The organism is Streptomyces muensis (assembly GCF_021474425.1).
In the GTDB taxonomy this organism is placed as follows: Bacteria; Actinomycetota; Actinomycetes; order Streptomycetales; family Streptomycetaceae; genus Streptomyces; species Streptomyces muensis.
In genome coordinates, this window is the sequence record NZ_JAKEIP010000218.1 from 1 (window position 1) to 13,880 (window position 13,880).

At 71.2% G+C, this 13,880-nt stretch carries 11 protein-coding genes; 3 read left to right on the top strand and 8 right to left on the bottom strand.

All coding sequences use genetic code 11. From position 1 onward, the window contains the following. Nucleotides 1-379 precede the first annotated feature (379 nt). Nucleotides 380-2,317, bottom strand: coding sequence for an amylo-alpha-1,6-glucosidase (locus tag L0P92_RS33845; protein ID WP_234766875.1), 1,938 nt, complete (start codon nt 2,315-2,317; stop codon nt 380-382). Next, nucleotides 2,314-3,756, bottom strand: coding sequence for an MGH1-like glycoside hydrolase domain-containing protein (locus L0P92_RS33850; RefSeq protein WP_234766876.1), 1,443 nt, complete (start codon nt 3,754-3,756; stop codon nt 2,314-2,316). The genes L0P92_RS33845 and L0P92_RS33850 overlap by 4 nt, the downstream gene beginning before the upstream one ends. 135 nt (nt 3,757-3,891) lie before the next feature. Here L0P92_RS33850 and L0P92_RS33855 point away from each other — a divergent pair, with 135 nt between their 5' ends. Both L0P92_RS33855 and ppdK read left to right on the top strand, forming a co-directional pair. Then, nucleotides 3,892-5,088: an ROK family protein gene (locus tag L0P92_RS33855; protein WP_234766885.1), complete on the top strand. Its 1,197-nt coding sequence runs from the start codon at nt 3,892-3,894 to the stop codon at nt 5,086-5,088. Nucleotides 5,089-5,495: 407 nt separating this feature from the next. Further along, the gene (gene ppdK, locus L0P92_RS33860) at nt 5,496-8,216 is read left to right on the top strand and encodes a pyruvate, phosphate dikinase (RefSeq protein ID WP_234766877.1); all 2,721 of its coding nucleotides are present in this window, start codon (nt 5,496-5,498) and stop codon (nt 8,214-8,216) included. A 160-nt stretch (nt 8,217-8,376) separates the two neighbouring features. On the opposite strand, the gene L0P92_RS33865 is transcribed toward ppdK, so the two are convergent. Next, on the bottom strand, nt 8,377-8,613 hold the full coding sequence (locus L0P92_RS33865; RefSeq protein ID WP_234766878.1) for a helix-turn-helix domain-containing protein: 237 nt from the start codon (nt 8,611-8,613) through the stop codon (nt 8,377-8,379). Next, nucleotides 8,613-9,104 carry a DUF2975 domain-containing protein gene (locus tag L0P92_RS33870; RefSeq protein WP_234766879.1) on the bottom strand — a complete coding sequence of 164 codons (492 nt, stop codon included), beginning with the start codon at nt 9,102-9,104 and terminating at the stop codon, nt 8,613-8,615. The genes L0P92_RS33865 and L0P92_RS33870 overlap by 1 nt, the downstream gene beginning before the upstream one ends. Nucleotides 9,105-9,322: 218 nt before the next feature. On the opposite strand from L0P92_RS33870, the gene L0P92_RS33875 reads away from it, so the two are divergent. Next, nucleotides 9,323-10,120 (top strand): hypothetical protein, encoded by a 798-nt coding sequence (locus tag L0P92_RS33875; RefSeq protein WP_234766880.1) that lies wholly within the window; start codon nt 9,323-9,325, stop codon nt 10,118-10,120. 48 nt (nt 10,121-10,168) lie between these two features. Here L0P92_RS33875 and L0P92_RS33880 read toward each other — a convergent pair whose 3' ends face one another. The 4 genes from L0P92_RS33880 to L0P92_RS33895 all read right to left on the bottom strand — a co-directional run. Next, the gene (locus tag L0P92_RS33880) at nt 10,169-10,642 is read right to left on the bottom strand and encodes an excalibur calcium-binding domain-containing protein (protein ID WP_234766881.1); all 474 of its coding nucleotides are present in this window, start codon (nt 10,640-10,642) and stop codon (nt 10,169-10,171) included. Nucleotides 10,643-10,729: 87 nt separating this feature from the next. Further along, on the bottom strand, nt 10,730-11,890 hold the full coding sequence (locus L0P92_RS33885; RefSeq protein WP_234766882.1) for an alkaline phosphatase PhoX: 1,161 nt from the start codon (nt 11,888-11,890) through the stop codon (nt 10,730-10,732). Between the two features lie 184 nt (nt 11,891-12,074). Next, nucleotides 12,075-13,559, bottom strand: a complete 1,485-nt coding sequence (locus L0P92_RS33890; protein WP_234766883.1) for a sensor histidine kinase — start codon at nt 13,557-13,559, stop codon at nt 12,075-12,077. Then, the coding region (locus L0P92_RS33895; RefSeq protein WP_234766884.1) for a winged helix-turn-helix domain-containing protein at nt 13,556-13,880 on the bottom strand (325 nt) is incomplete at its 5' end. The genes L0P92_RS33895 and L0P92_RS33890, both read right to left, overlap by 4 nt.

The following is a 13,880-nucleotide window of genomic DNA, read 5'->3' on the forward strand; positions in this document are numbered from 1 at the left end:
CACCGCCCACCCCACCCGGCGGCAACACCCCCGGCATGTTCGGGTCGGTGGGGTTTGGGGCCTTGTCGGGTGAGGCGGTGGGGGTGTTCTTGGGCGGTTGCTGGTGTTGGTGTGTGGAGGTGGGCACCCGGAGGTCCTTCCGTGCGAGTCCCCAGGTGGAGTGTGTGGCGGGCCTCGCTGGGGAGGCTGGGGGCCCGCCACACCCTCGTACGGGCCGCCGTCGGGCCGTGTTCAGCCACTGCGCCCCAGCGCTCGGCAAACACCCGGCAAACGCCAGGCCAACAGGCCCGCGGCGGTCCGCGACGGTCCGCGGCTTTCCTCTCGCCTCGCTTTCTCAGGATCTCCTCAACGCCATCTCCACGCCCTCTCTGCTTACCCTCTACGCTCCGCCCACCGCCGTCAGCAAGGCCAACGGCGCCGCTGCCGAGCGGGATTCGCGTACGCAGGCGTGGGGGTACGGCACCGGTTCGGTGTGGGTGTCGCGGCCGTAGCCGGCGAGGACCTCGGGGAGGCGGTGGCCGGTTGTGGTGGCCGCGTCCACCAGGGCGTGGGCGACCGTGCGGGCCTCGTCGTGCAGGCCGTAGCGGGCCAGGCCCAGGGTGATCAGGGCGTTGTCGTGGGGCCAGACCGAGCCACGGTGGTAGGAGAGGGGGTGGTAGGCGGGCTGGCCGGAGGCCAGGGTGCGCACGCCCCAGCCCGAGAAGAAGTCCGGTTCCAGGAGGCGGCGGCCCACCGCCTCGCCGTACTCCTTGTCCAGCAGGCCGGACCACAGCAGGTGGCCCGCGTCGGAGGCGAGGGCGTTCACCTGGTGGCCGCCGCCGTCCAGGGCCAGGGCGGGGAACGAGTGCTCCGGCATCCAGAAGTCCCGCTGGAAACGGTCGCGCAGGTCGGCGGCCGCCTGTTCCAGCAGGGCCGCGTACGTCTCGTCCTGCCAGGCCGTACGGGCCAGCCAGGCCGTGCGGCGCAGGGCGTCGTACGCGTAGCCCTGGGCGCCCGCCGCCATCACGGGGCCGCCGGGCCGGGTGCCGTCGGCGGAGCAGATGGCGCCGGGGGAGTCCTTCCAGTTCTGGTTGGCCAGACCGCCCTGGTCGGCGCGGTAGACCAGATAGCCGCGGGAGGTCAGGCCGCCGTGGTCCAGCATCCAGCCGATCGCCGCGCGGGCGTGGGGTTCCAGGCGGCGGGCCATCGACAAGTCGCCGGTCTGTTCCGCGTGTGCGCCCAGGAGGATCAGGAAGAGCGGGGTCGCGTCGACCGAACCGTAGTAGCGGGCGTAGGGCACCTGGGCGAAGTGCGCCAGCTCGCCGTGCCGTACCTCGTGCACGATCTTGCCGGGCTGGGAGACGGCGTCGAGGCTGTTCTCCGTCGCCTGGGTCGCGGCGAGGGCGGGGAGGGTGGCGGCGGCCAGCTGGGGGCGGTAGGGGAGGGCGAAGAGGGAGGTGAGGAGGGCGTCTCGGCCCAGGAGGGCCAGGAACCAGGGGGCGCCGGCCGCGGGGACGCGCAGTTCCTCGCCGTCGGGGCCCGTCGCCGGGACCTGGAGCGCGGCCAGGTCGGCGAGGCCTCGGGCGCAGGCGGCCGCCAGTTCGGGCCAGCCGGTCGGGAAGGCCACTCCTTCGACGAACTCGCCCTCCAGGGAGAGGAGTTGGGTGGTGAGGGCGGAGGGGGAGCGGGGGACTCGTAGTGCTCGTTTGTCGCCGTGGGGGCGGGCCATCACTCGGAGGGTGAGTTCCTCGGTGCCGTGTGGGGGCAGGTCGAGGATCCATAGGAGGCGGCGGGCGCCTGTGCCTGTCTCCTCCACCGTGTCGGGGGGCGGGTCGGCCGTCACGGTGGTCAGTGAGCGCCAGTCGGCTCGCTGGTAGGTGAACTCCACTCCGTGGTCCAGGACCTGGCGGGAGCGGGTCGCGCCGGACTTGGCGTAGGTGCGGTGGTCCGAGCGCAGCTCGAACTGGTCGGTGAAGTCGGCGTCGGCGGTGATCGCGAGCCGGATCGTCGTCGGGACGGGCCGGTTGCTGGTGACGCGGAGGGACTCGACGAACGAGTTGTCGCCGACGGCCTGTTCGCGGAAGAGGGTGTAGGCGGGGGGTTCGTTGCGGCCGCCGCGGGGGACCAGCACGCAGCGGGCCGTGTCTCCGTCGGCGACCGGGGTCAGGGTCTCGGGCACCGCACCGTCGACGGTGAGCTGCCAGCGGCTGAGGTGGCGGGCGTCGCGTACGAATAACCCCTCCGGGGAGCCGGCGGTCCGTACGCCGCTGATGTCGCCGCCGTCGCCCACGGCGGCGAACGTTCCCCCGAACACGAGCAGATGATGCCGGTCGGTCATCGCCGGTTCCCTCCCTTGAGTTCCTTGACCGCGGTGGGGTCGGTGTGGCTGTGCAGCAGATCCAGCGAGAGCGCGGCGGTCCAGCTGAAGCCGGTCGCACCGCAGGCCTCGCCGGTGTACGGGTCGACGTACTCGGCGAAGTCGGAGCTGTCCGCGATGTCCAGGACCGCCTGGCGCAGTGCGTCGGCCCGCCGGTGCTCCCCGTGGGTGCGCAGGCCGCGCTCCAGCAGCCAGTTGGTGTTGAACCAGGCCGGGCCGCGCCAGTAGCGGTGCGGATCGAAGGCCTCGCCGAGGAGGTCGTAGCTCGGGACCAGGCGGGTGGAGGTGCCGAGGCCGAAGTGGGCGGACCGCGTCGTACGGATGAGGGTCGACGCGATGTCTGCGGGCAGGTCGGGCAGGAGGAGGGGGATCAGGCCGGAGACGGCTCGTTCGGGGACGAGTTCTCCGCCTCGTACGTCGCGGCAGAAGAACATGTTCCCCGCCGGGTCCCAGAGGCGGTCGACCAGGGTCGCCGTCAGCCGCCTCGCGCGTGCCTGCCGGGCCGTGCCGGTCGCGCCCAACTCCTCGGCGATCCGGGCGAGCGCGTGCTCGGAGGCGATGAGCAGGGCGTTGAAGGCAGGGTCCTCGACCGCGAAGTCTCCGCTGCCATCCGCGTAGTCGCCGTCGCGGTAGGCCGTCGCCAGTCGGACGTAGCGGCCGTAGTCCAGGTCCGTCGGGCGGTCCTCGGGGGCCCCGTGGTCGAGGTCGGCGCGGCGGAAGGAGCGGGCCGGGGCGGGGGTGACGCGGGCCAGCGGGGCGTCCCAGCAGGGGCTGTTGTCCATGCCCTGCTCCCAGGGGTGCACGACCGACGCGAGGCCGGCGCCGCCCAGGTCCCGGCGGTGCAGGAGGTAGCGGTGCCAGGCGGCGAGGCGGGGGTACATCCGGGTGAGGAAGCCGCGCGCCCGGGACAGCCCGGGGTCGGCACGGTGCACCAGCCAGGCCGCCAGCGCGTGCACCGGTGGCTGCACGATGCCGGAGGTCTGTACGGTGCGCGGGGCGCCCGCGGCGCGGCCCGCGGTCGATGAGCGCCAGAAGTCGGGGCTCGGGAAGTAGGCGTCGAGGGGGACCGAGGGGTTGAAGACGATGTGCGGGACACGGCCGTCGTCCCACTGGGCGGCGAGCAGTGTCTCCAGCTCGGTCTGCGCCCGTAACGGCGAGATGTGCCTGAGGCCGATCGCGATGAACGCCGAGTCCCAGGACCACTGGTGCGGGTACAGGTTGCGGGAGGGGACCGTGGAGGTGCCGGTCCAGTTGTCCTCCAGCACCTTCGCGGCTCTGACGTGCGGCGACGCGGGTGAAGAAGGCGCCGGAGAAGGTGCCGGCGAAGGTGGTGGACCCGGCGGATCGTATGCGATCGAGCGTTCCGTGGAACGGGCAACGAGTTGGGCGGTGCGATCCACTCGGCACTCCCCGAGAGACGTGCGGCTGACCGGTTCGGCCAGTGCGACCGTAGAGTTACGTCTATTTAACACGCAAAACTCAATATGTAATGCACGCTTGAGAAACACAAGGGGGTGCGCATGACGGGACGGGGCATGACGGGACGGGGTCAGACCGGGGCCGGAGATCTGCTCCAACTGGTGCGCAGCGGCCGGGCCGTCACACGCGGAGCACTCCAACAGGTCACCGGGCTCTCCCGGGCCACCGTCGGCCAGCGCCTCGACCGGCTGTTCCGGGCGGGATGGCTGCGCGAGGGGGCCGGAGGGCCGGTGGACTCGCCGTTGGGCGGCCGCCCCTCCATCACGCTGGAGTTCGACGACGAGCATGCCGTCGTCCTCGCCGCCGACCTCGACACCCGGCACGCCCGTGCCGCCGTGCTGTCGCTGACCGGCGAGATCCTCGCCGAGCACAGCGGCGCGCTGGTCGTCGAGGACGGTCCGGACGTGGTGCTGGGCGAGCTGGGGCACTGGTTCGCCGAACTGCTGGAGAAGACCGGGCGCCGGGCCGGCGAGGTGGGCGGCATCGGGCTGGCGGTGCCGGGTCCCGTGGACAGCGAGAGCGGCCGGGTCGTCCAGCCGCCGATCATGCCCGGCTGGGACGGCTACGACATAAGGGAGCGGCTGGCCCGGGCCTTCGGCGAGCACACGGGGTCCGCGGCGGTGCCGGTCCTCGTCGACAACGACGCCAACCTCATGGCGTACGGCGAACAGCGCACCGCCTACCCCGACTGCTCGGCGTTCGTCCTGGTCAAGGTCTCGACCGGGATCGGTGCCGGGGTGGTGGTCGACGGGGCGATCTACCGGGGCATCGACGGGGGCGCGGGCGACATCGGGCACATCCGGGTGGGCGCGGACGCGCTGTGCCGGTGCGGTTCGTACGGCTGTCTGGCCGCCGTGGCCAGTGGTGGTGCCGTGGCCCGGCGGCTGGCCGAGACGGGCGTGCCGGCGGCCTCCGGGTCGGATGTGCGGGATCTGCTGGCGGCCGGTGACCCGGGGGCGGCCGCGCTGGCCCGGGAGGCCGGGCGACAGGTCGGGGACGTGCTGGCGACCGTGGTGACGCTGCTCAACCCCGGGGTGCTGATGATCGCCGGCGACCTGGCCGGGACACCCTTCCTCACCGGGGTGCGGGAGCTGCTGTACCAGCGGGCGCTGCCGCGCTCCACCGCTCATCTGGACGTCGTGACGTCACGGCTGGGGGAGCGGGCCGGTCTTGTAGGGGCCGGGGCGCTGGTCGTGGAGCATCTGTACGCGCCGGAGCGGGTGGAGGAACGGCTGGTGGCGCTGGGGGTGTGACGGCCGTGTTTCGTTCTCGCGAGCACGTCCGCATGGTGAAATCCGGTCCTCTGTGGCAGCGTGATTCTCGCCACCCTTGATAAGGGTTGCGCTCAGATGAGCGGATCTTGAGCGGCTGCACTTCTCCAAGGGGTGGCACTGGGTGCCACCCCTTGATCGTTCATCGATCGAAATCAGACGTGCGGTAAGGGCGCTCAGATGAGCAGGAAACCGCGCTTGTGGGCGGGCTTGCGTTCAAGAAGTGAAAACATCCGGGCGTCATGGCTTGCCAAGCCTTGACTTTCGATCCACTGGCGGACGGGTGGTTACGGGCGCATGACGCGTGAGTAGACATACCCAGGCGCCTTCGATCTGGGTATGTTCCTCGCCGTCAGGGCAGCCACCGCGTCCTCGAGGGAGTCGAGACCGTGTCGGAAAACAAAGAACCCCACGTAGCGAAGTTCGTTTACGACTTCACCGAGGGAAACAAGGACCTCAAGGACCTTCTGGGTGGCAAGGGCGCGAACCTCGCCGAGATGACCAACCTGGGCCTTCCCGTTCCCCCCGGGTTCACGATCACGACCGAGGCCTGCAAGGTCTACCTCGACAGCGGCGAGGAGCCGGCGGCACTGCGTGACGAGGTGAGTGCGCACCTCGACGCCCTTGAGGCCCGGATGGGCAAGAAGCTCGGCCAGCCCGACAACCCGCTGCTCGTCTCCGTCCGCTCCGGCGCGAAGTTCTCGATGCCCGGAATGATGGACACGGTCCTCAACATCGGACTCTCCGACAAGTCCGTGAAGGGCCTCGCCGAGCAGGTGAACAACGAGCGGTTCGCGTGGGACTCGTACCGCCGCCTCATCCAGATGTTCGGCAAGACCGTCCTCGGCGTCGACGGCGACCTCTTCGAGGAGGCCCTCGACAAGGCCAAGGAGGCCAAGAAGGTCACGGTCGACACCGACCTGGAGGCCGCCGACCTGAAGAAACTGGTCACCGCCTTCAAGAAGATCGTCAAGAAGGAGGCCGGCCGGGACTTCCCGCAGGACCCGCGCGAGCAGATGGACCTCGCCATCGAGGCGGTCTTCAACTCCTGGAACACCGACCGCGCCAAGCTGTACCGCCGTCAGGAGCGCATCCCCGGCGACCTGGGCACGGCCGTCAACGTCTGCTCCATGGTCTTCGGCAACCTCGGCCCGGACTCCGGCACGGGCGTCGCCTTCACCCGTGACCCCGCCTCCGGTCACCAGGGCGTCTACGGCGACTACCTCCAGAACGCCCAGGGCGAGGACGTGGTCGCGGGCATCCGCAACACCGTGCCGCTCGCGGAGCTGGAGTCGATCGACAAGAAGTCGTACGACCAGCTGATGCAGATCATGGAGACGCTGGAGAACCACTACAAGGACCTCTGCGACATCGAGTTCACGATCGAGCGCGGTCAGCTGTGGATGCTCCAGACCCGCGTCGGCAAGCGCACGGCGGGCGCCGCCTTCCGGATCGCGACCCAGCTCGTCGACCAGGGCCTGATCGACGAGGCGGAGGCGCTGCAGCGCGTCAACGGTGCCCAGCTCGCTCAGCTGATGTTCCCCAAGTTCGACGACGACGCCAAGGTCGAGCAGGTGGGCCGGGGCATCGCGGCGTCGCCGGGTGCGGCGGTCGGCAAGGCGGTCTTCGACTCGTACACGGCCGTCAAGTGGTCGCGTTCGGGCGAGAAGGTCATCCTGGTCCGCCGGGAGACCAACCCCGACGACCTGGACGGCATGATCGCGGCCGAGGGCATCCTGACATCGCGCGGCGGCAAGACGTCCCACGCGGCCGTCGTGGCGCGCGGCATGGGCAAGACCTGTGTGTGCGGCGCGGAGGAGCTCGAGGTCGACACCAAGCGCCGCCGTATGACCGTCCCCGGCGGCCATGTGGTGGAGGAGGGCGACGTCATCTCCATCGACGGCTCGTCCGGCAAGGTCTACCTGGGCGAGGTCCCGGTCGTCCCGTCCCCGGTCGTGGAGTACTTCGAGGGCCGGATGCACGCCGGTGCGCAGGACGCCGACGAGCTGGTGGAGGCGGTCCACCGCATCATGGCCTTCGCCGACCGCAAGCGCCGGCTGCGGGTGCGCGCCAACGCCGACAACGCCGAGGACGCGCTGCGCGCCCGCCGCTTCGGAGCGCAGGGCATCGGCCTGTGCCGCACCGAGCACATGTTCCTCGGCGACCGCCGTGAGCTGGTCGAGCGCCTCATCCTGGCCGACACGGAGGCCGAGCGCGAGGAGTCGCTGAAGGAGCTGCTCCCGCTCCAGAAGCAGGACTTCGTGGAGCTGTTCTCGGCGATGGACGGCCTGCCGGTGACGATCCGTCTCCTCGACCCGCCGCTGCACGAGTTCCTCCCGGACATCACGGAGCTCTCGGTCCGCGTGGCCCTGGCGGAGTCCCGCCAGGAGCCCCACGAGAACGAGCTCCGCCTCCTCCAGGCGGTCCACCGCCTGCACGAGCAGAACCCGATGCTCGGCCTGCGCGGCGTACGCCTGGGCCTGGTCATCCCCGGCCTGTTCACGATGCAGGTCCGCGCCATCGCCGAGGCCGCCGCCGAGCGCAAGAACGCCAAGGGCGACCCGCGCGCCGAGATCATGATCCCGCTCGTCGGCACCGTCCAGGAGCTGGAGATCGTCCGCGAGGAGGCCGACCAGGTCGTCGCGGAGGTCGAAGCCGCCACGGGCGTCCGCCTGAAGCTGTCGATCGGCACGATGATCGAGCTGCCGCGCGCCGCGCTGACCGCCGGTCAGATCGCCGAGGCGGCGGAGTTCTTCTCCTTCGGCACGAACGACCTCACCCAGACGGTGTGGGGCTTCAGCCGGGACGACGTGGAGGCGAGCTTCTTCACGGCGTACCTGGAGAAGGGCATCTTCGGTGTCTCCCCCTTCGAGACGATCGACAAGGACGGCGTGGGTTCGCTGGTCGCCGCCGCGGCGAAGGCGGGCCGCGAGACCCGGCCCGACCTGAAGCTCGGCGTCTGCGGCGAGCACGGCGGTGACCCCGAGTCCGTCCACTTCTTCCACGAGGTGGGACTGGACTACGTCTCCTGCTCGCCGTTCCGGATCCCGGTGGCGCGTCTCGAGGCGGGGCGGGCGGCTTCGCAGTCGGTGGGGAGCGACCACCGCTAGGCCGTACGGCCACGTCTGTCAGGCCTACGGCCACCGAAAACTCCGGAGTCGTCGCCCGTCCCCGACCCTCAAGACCGATGGGCGGCGACTCCGGTGCACGAAAGAGGGCGGCACCCTGTGCGGGGGTGCCGCCCTCACCTGCATCGTCTGGGGAGACCGTTCACCCACCCCCGGCAAGGCTGTCCGCGGTGTCCTCCGCCTCCCAGCGCAGCAGGTCGCCCGGCTGGCATTCGAGCACCTCGCAGAGTGCGGCGAGCGTCGTGAAGCGCACCGCCTTGGCGCGGCCGTTCTTGAGGACCGCCAGGTTGGCGGGTGTGATCCCCACGCGGTCGGCGAGTTCGCCCACGGACATCTTCCGCCTGGCCAGCATCACGTCGATGTCGACGGCGATCGGCATCAGATCACCTCGTCCAGCTCGGCCTGCATCCGCGCCGCTTCGACGTCGCGGGCGACGGCCTGGGCGAGCAGCGTCCGCAGCACGAGCACGATGAGCGCGACGCCCAGGATGGCCAGGCCGATCCCGCCCATGATGAGCGTGACGCCCGGGTCGTCCCGCTGGCCGGGCGCGTTCAGGGCCGTGACCGAGAACCACACGAGGGCGGCCGCCACGATCGCGCCGATGAGGACGTCCACGTACCGGAAGGCGGCGTGGGAGAAGACCGTTCCGCGTCGCACCATCGTCACCAGTCGCCATACGCAGACCAGGGCGACCTGGGCCGTCCCGATGCCCAGGATCGTGATCACGCGCAGCGAGGTCAGCGGGAGCGATCCGTCCTCCGGGTCGCTCCCGCTGACCAACACCCACACCATCAACGCCTGTACGAACAGGGTGCCGGCGAGCACCACCACGAGCACGGCGCGCAGCGCACGCACTGCCAGCTGTCCCATACGTCATCCCTCCATCGAGCTACGATGGAAACCTATCGAATATCGATAGGTTGAGCAAGGGGGGTGATGGCCAGTGAGCCGTGCTTGCGCCAACCCCAGGCGACCGCCGGATGAAGAGTCGGGACGGGCCGGGCAGGGTGCACAACCCCCCGGGTGGCCCCCAGGTCTCACGCGGATGAAGTCACCATCCAATTCATCGAGCGTGGGGAAACCGCACCATGCGCATACGCGCCATTGCCGCCACCGCCACCGCGACCGCCGCCGCCCTCGGCGCCGTCCTGGCCGTCACCGCTGTCGCCGGACCGGCCGCCGGGGCCGACCGGGACGACTCGGGTACGACGTTCTGGAACATCGATGTCAACCACGACCGGGACTACACCGTCGGCGTGGAGGCCGCGCGGAAGAGGGTGTTCTCGGTCTCCGCGACGGTCAGCGATCCGTCCGGCGTCCGGAGTGTGTCGTACGAGCTGTGGCACGGGACGGACCGGGCGAACGCCGACGGGGTCATGGCCGCGGACGCCCACTGCGTGAAGATCAACGAGACCACCTCCTTCTGCGAGGCCCTCGTGACCGCCGACCCGAACGTCAACCTCCGCAGCAACGCCCTCGCCGGTGTCTGGACCATCAGCCCCGTGGCCACCGACGGCGCCGGCGACGTCACCCGCGGGGAGGGCGCCTACCTCGCGCGCGTCAAGCGCCAGACCTCCATGTCCCAGACCGTGGCCACCCCGCAGCCGGTGAAGAAGGGCAAGGAACTCGTCGTCAAGGCCCGGATGACCGTGGCCAGTTGGGAGACGCGCAAGAACGTGCCGCTCATCGGACACCAGGTGGTGCTCCAGTACCGCAAGGGCACGAGCGGCCCCTTCGTCACGGTGAAGAAGGTCAAGACCGACCGCAACGGCTGGGCCACGGCCACCGTGAAGGCGACGGCGGACGGCGCCTACCGCTATGACTTCGCGGGCACGAGCCTCACCCAGGGCACGACCGGCTCGGCCGACTTCGTCGATGTGAGGTGAGCCCGGCCCGGTGAAGTGACCGTCCGCCGCGGTAGCCGGCGAGCGTCGTCAGCTGTCGCACCCCACCCCGTCGTTGTCCCGGTCCAGATGGGAGGCGTAGCCCGGCTCGCCCCGGTGGATCGGGGCCGCGCCGGCCGCGCGGGCCTCGGTGCAGTTGGCGTAGTAGACGTCGCCGCCGGAGGAGCCGCTGTCGTCGTCGGAGGCGGAGCCGGGGTCCGCGGCCGGGGTGGCGGTGACGGTCGTCGTGACCTTGACCTTGACCGTCTTGGTGGCCGTCACCGTCGGGGCCGGTTCCGGTTCCTTCGCCCGGGCCGTCGTGGTGACGGTGACCGTGGGCTGGGGCGAGGCCGCCTTGGGGGCCGCCGCGGTGTTCTTCGAGTCGTCGCCGGACGCGCCGCCCGCGCCTATGCCCAGGAAGAAGGCCAGGGCGAGGGCGGGCAGTACGTAGCGTTTGCGGGCCCACTTCGGGGCCGGGCGGAACGGCGGTTGCGGCATCGGTGCCGTGGTGTACGGGCCGGTCATGGGTCATCCCCCCACTGGTGGTGCGTGAGGGGATGACCGTAATGCCCGGCGACGAGATGTGGAGGAGATGTGTCTGTTTCGTGACCGCTATGCGCGGAAGGGGCCCTTCACCTCGTATGTGATCCCGCCCGAGGAACTGCCCGTGGTGCCGCGCTGGCTGGAGAAGTAGAGGCGGCTGCCGTCGGGGGAGAACGCCGGGCCCGTGATCTCCGAGCCCGACTGGCCGTCGATCCGCAGGAACGGGGCGATGACGTCGTCCGGGGTGATGACGCAGATCTCCATGTTGCCGCCGTCCTCGGCGACGAACAGGTCGCCGGAGGAGGCGCCGGTGATGTTGTCGACGCCGGTGAGGGGGGCCGTGCCGGAGGTGACCAGGGAGTCGTCGTACGCCAACTCGTAGGTGTTCGACGTCAGGTTGAGCTGCCAGACCCGGTTGTCGCCCTTGGTGGTGAACCACACCGTGTCGTCGGCGTAGTGGCAGCCCTCGCCGCCGTTGAAGGACTTCGAGCCCGACACCTGGGAGCGGGTGGCGGTCGGGGAGCCGTCCGGGTCGGGGACGTTCGCCCAGGTGAAGGAGCCGGACGTGGCGCTGCCCGCGACCATCACCTGGAGGGTGCCGGAGGACAGGTTGCCCCAGGTGGACGGGACGAAGCGGTAGAAGCGGCCGTCGGACTCGTCCTCGGTCAGGTAGATCACCTTGCGCACCGGGTCGGCGGCCGCCGCCTCGTGCTTGAAGCGGCCCATCGCGTCACGGCGCACGGCCGCGTTCGTGCCCCACGGGTCCGTCTCGTAGACGTAGCCCAGGGACACCTCCTCGCAGGACAGCCAGGTGTTCCACGGGGTCTTCCCGCCCGCGCAGTTCTGCCGGGTGTTCGACAGGACGCGGTACGCGGCCGTGATCGCGCCCGTCGACGAGAACTTCACGGCGCTCGCGCCGCCCGAGGGGTTGATCTCGGAGTTGGAGACGTAGATCCAGCCCGACCCGTCGGCGTAGCAGGCGCCGCCGTCGGGGGCGTTGTGCCAGGTGTACGACGTTCCGGAGACCGTCTGGCCGGAGCGGGCGATGACGCGGCTGGTGAAGCCGCCGGGGAGTCTGATGCCGTTGGCGTCGGGGGAGCCCAGCGCCCCGTAGGGGCCGGTGCCGGGCTGGGCCGGGGCCGCGTACGCGGCGCCGCGCCAGAGGGTTCCGCCGAACACGGCGGCCGAGCCGCCGAGGACGGCCGCACGCAGGAGGTTACGACGTTCCACTCTCACTCCAAGAGGTGTCGTACCGCCCCGTCGCCGGTCGACGACGGGGGTCGTGCGTGGGGGGCGGCATGGAACCTAGGGGAGCCGGATGGACGGGCCGTGGCCAGTTGATGGCCGCCGGACGGCGTACCTGAGAGCTGCCTGTGGGTGCCCGTGCGCCCGGTTCGAAGCTGCCAGTCGGCATTCACGCGCGCAACACCGGCATCACTCGCTTTCGCTGCGCGGGCCGGTCGACGCCCGGGCCGTGGCCCTCGCGCGGCGGCTCCGCCGACGGCAGGCGGATGACCGCGTCCAGGCCGCCCGCGGCCGAGGCGTGCAGGCTCGCCTCGCCGCCGCTCGCGTGCGCCAGACGCTGGACCAGGGACAGGCCGAGACCCGTGCCGCCCTTGGGGGCGCTCGGGGCACGCCAGAAGCGGTCGAAGGCCCGGGCGCGCTGGTCCGCGGTCATGCCGGGGCCCTCGTCGGTGATGTGCAGGTCGACCCAGGCGGGGCGCGCGTCGCGCAGGGCGCGGCGGGCGGGGACGTGGAGCCGTAGCTCGATGGTCACGGTGCTGTCGGGCGGGGAGGCGCGCAGGGCGTTGGAGAGCAGGTTGTCCACGATCTGCTCGACCCCGCCGGGGACCGCGAGGACCGGTCCGACACTGCCCGCGAACAGCACCAGGGAGACCCGCTGCCGCTCGAAGAGGGGCAGCCAGGTGCGGTGCCGTTCGGCACAGATCGCGCCCACGTCGACCGGCGTGGGCGTCGCCGAGTCCTCCTCCAGGCGGGCCATGGCCAGCAGGCCCTCCACCATCCTCGCGAGCCGGTCTGTCTCCGTCACCGCGGCCGTGAGACTGCCCAGGCCCCGGTCGGAGACGTTCGGCTCCAGGTTCTCCAGCCTCAGCCGCAACGCGGCGAGCGGCGTCTTCAGCTGGTGGGAGGCCTCGCCGGCGAACGCGCGCTGCGCGGCGAGGAGATGCGCGAGCCGGGCCGCCGTACGGTTGAACGCGGTGGCCAGCCGGCGGACCTCCGGCGGCCCCTTCGTCATCGTCACCGGCCTGGCCCGGCCGCCCTCCGCCAACTCATGGGTGGCGCGCTCCAGTTCACGGATCGGCCGCCCGGCCCAGCAGGCGATGGCGAAGCCGACCACGGCCACCGCCGTGAGCACCCCGAGCCCGCCGAGCGCCAGCAACAGCCAGACATGATGGACGCGTTCGTGCACCGTCCGCGTCGGCAGCGTCAGCCATACGGCGCCCTGGAGCCGGCCGTCGCGCTGGACCGGCCCGGCGACCGACAGGTACTCGACGCCGCCGATGGTCGACGTACGGACGTCCACCGTGGACGTGCCCCGCAGGGCGGCCGCGATGCCGGGGCGCGAGGACAGGTTCGACGACATGATGGCGGCCAGCGGATGCGAGGTGGCCAGCAGGGCGCCCGAGGCGTCCACGACGACCACCGTCCCGCCGATCCGCTCGGCGCAGTGCGCCACCCGACGCGGCAGGTCCCGCTCGGCACGGCCCGTGGTCAGGGACAGCGAGGCGTACGCCGACACCGACTCGGCCTCGTCCTTAGCCGCGCTCACCACCCGCTCGCGCTCACTGCGCGAGTACACGAAGCCCAGCGGGACCTCCAGGCACAGCAGCACGAGCGCGGCCAGTGACAGATAGCTGAGCAGCAGCCGGCGGGTCACGGCGAGGACACCTGCGGCCCGCCCGGCTCGGTCTGCACCGCCAGTCTGAACCCGACCCCGCGCAGGGTCTGGATCCACCCCGGATGCCCCAGCTTCCGGCGCAGCGAGGCGATGTGGACGTCCAGCGTCTTCGTCGGGCCCTCGTAGTGCGGGTCCCACACCCGGTCCAGGATCTGCTGCCGGGAGTAGACCGCACCCGGGTCCTCGGTGAGCAGCGCCAGCAGCTCGAACTCCTTCGGGGTGAGCGTGACGGGGATCTCGCCGACCCAGACCTGACGGGTGCGGCGGTCCACGACTAGGGGGCCGGGGGCGGTGTACGGG